Origin of the sequence: Desulfofalx alkaliphila DSM 12257 (genome assembly GCF_000711975.1) — a bacterium.
GTDB classification, from domain to species: Bacteria; Bacillota; Desulfotomaculia; order Desulfotomaculales; family Desulfohalotomaculaceae; genus Desulfofalx; species Desulfofalx alkaliphila.
Map to the genome: position 1 here is coordinate 1 of NZ_JONT01000061.1, position 1,615 is coordinate 1,615.

1 protein-coding gene and 1 pseudogene are annotated in these 1,615 nt (G+C 47.4%); both read left to right on the forward strand.

Translation table 11 applies throughout. From position 1 onward, the window contains the following. Positions 1-92 (forward strand): annotated as a pseudogene (locus tag BR02_RS15945) (heterodisulfide reductase subunit F); the annotation flags it as partial. 46 nt (positions 93-138) lie between these two features. Further along, entirely contained in the window at positions 139-1,374 is a 1,236-nt protein-coding gene (locus BR02_RS0113080; RefSeq protein WP_031517802.1) for a (Fe-S)-binding protein, read from the forward strand. Positions 1,375-1,615 lie beyond the last annotated feature (241 nt).

Genomic DNA, 1,615 nt, shown 5'->3' on the forward strand with positions numbered 1-1,615 from the left:
GCGGACGCTGTAATATTGGCAGCAAGTACGTCTGCAAAGACGGCCCGGTATTTACCCTGGCACAACTTAAGAAATTGCCTAACGAATATTAATTAGGCGAATAACACTACCCGAAAGGTTTGAAGGGGAGGAGCGACTATGGCTATTAATGCTGCGAAATTTGATCCGACGTTTGTTGATGAAGTTGCCAGTAAAGCCAAGAATATTGATTTTACCAAGTGCTTAACCTGCGGCATGTGCACAGCGGGTTGTGCATATTCAGATGTCCATCCCGACAATGACCCCAGAAAATTTTTGCGTAAAATTGTACTGGGCATGCGGGAAGAGGCATTAAACGATCCCTTTGTGTGGTACTGCACCATGTGCGAGCGCTGCACCGTTGAGTGCCCCATGGGAGTTAACATTGCCCTATTAACCAGAACCCTGCGCGGCCAATTTGGACTGCCGCTGCCAGGTTTTATGCAGCAAGTTGTCGATGAGACCATTACCTCGGGAAACCAGATGAACGTTTCCCAAGAGGACTATGATGAAACCTTGGAATGGATCGAAGAGGAACTGCAAGAGGAACTGGGCGATCCCAACTATAAGATTCCCATTGATGTTGAAAATGCCGATTTTCTCTTTGGCATGAATGCCCGGGAAATTAAGTACTATCCCCACGAACTACAGGAAATCTTAAAGATTTTCTACTATGCCGGCGCCAACTATACGCTGAGCAGCAAGAAGTGGGATGCCACCAACCTGGCACTTTTCTCCGGAAACAACCATGACTTTTGGACCATTACTAAGCCCATGCTGGAGGAAGTTGTGCGCTTAAAGGCTAAAGAGTTGGTGGTTACCGAGTGCGGTCACGCCTTTAGATCCGTTCGTATGGGCTACAAACAATACTGGGAGGGCCCGGAATTTCCCATCCGCAGCGTACTTGAAGTGTATGCCGAATGGATTCGGGACGGAGTAATAAAAGTTGATAAAAGCAGAAACCCCAAACCTACAACAGTGCACGATCCCTGCAACTTGGTGCGGAAAGAAGGGGTTTACCAGGCACATCGTTATGTAATGGAAAACATCTGTGAAGACTTTAGGGATATGGTTACAGACCCGAAATACAACCTCTGCTGTGGCGCCGGTGGCGGTGCCCTGGCCATGCCGGAATATAAGGAGCAGCGGATACTAAAGGGCCGCCGCAAGGCCGATCAAATTGAAGCGGTGGGCGCTGAAGTTGTGGCAGTACCCTGCCATAACTGCATAGACCAATTCAATGATATTAACAAAGAGTACTTTAATATGAAGAAGGAAATGGTTCACGTTAGCCCCCTCTTGGCCCGAGCGCTGGTTATTCCGGGCGAAGAGGAAGAAGAGGCTGAACAGGAGTAAGTTAAATTAAAACATAATATGGTATCATGCTTCCCAGGCCGTGAACCCACCGTTCACGGCCTGGCGAGCTATAATAAAAGTTTAAAATATTTAATGAGGGCGAAATCCCGTTCTAGTTAAACCTTAACAGAGAGGACGGATGTGATAAAACTATGAGTACAAAAAAGATAGGAAGTGTACTGGTATTAGGTGCAGGAATTGCAGGTATACAGGCATCACTGGACCTGGCCGAGTCAGGCTA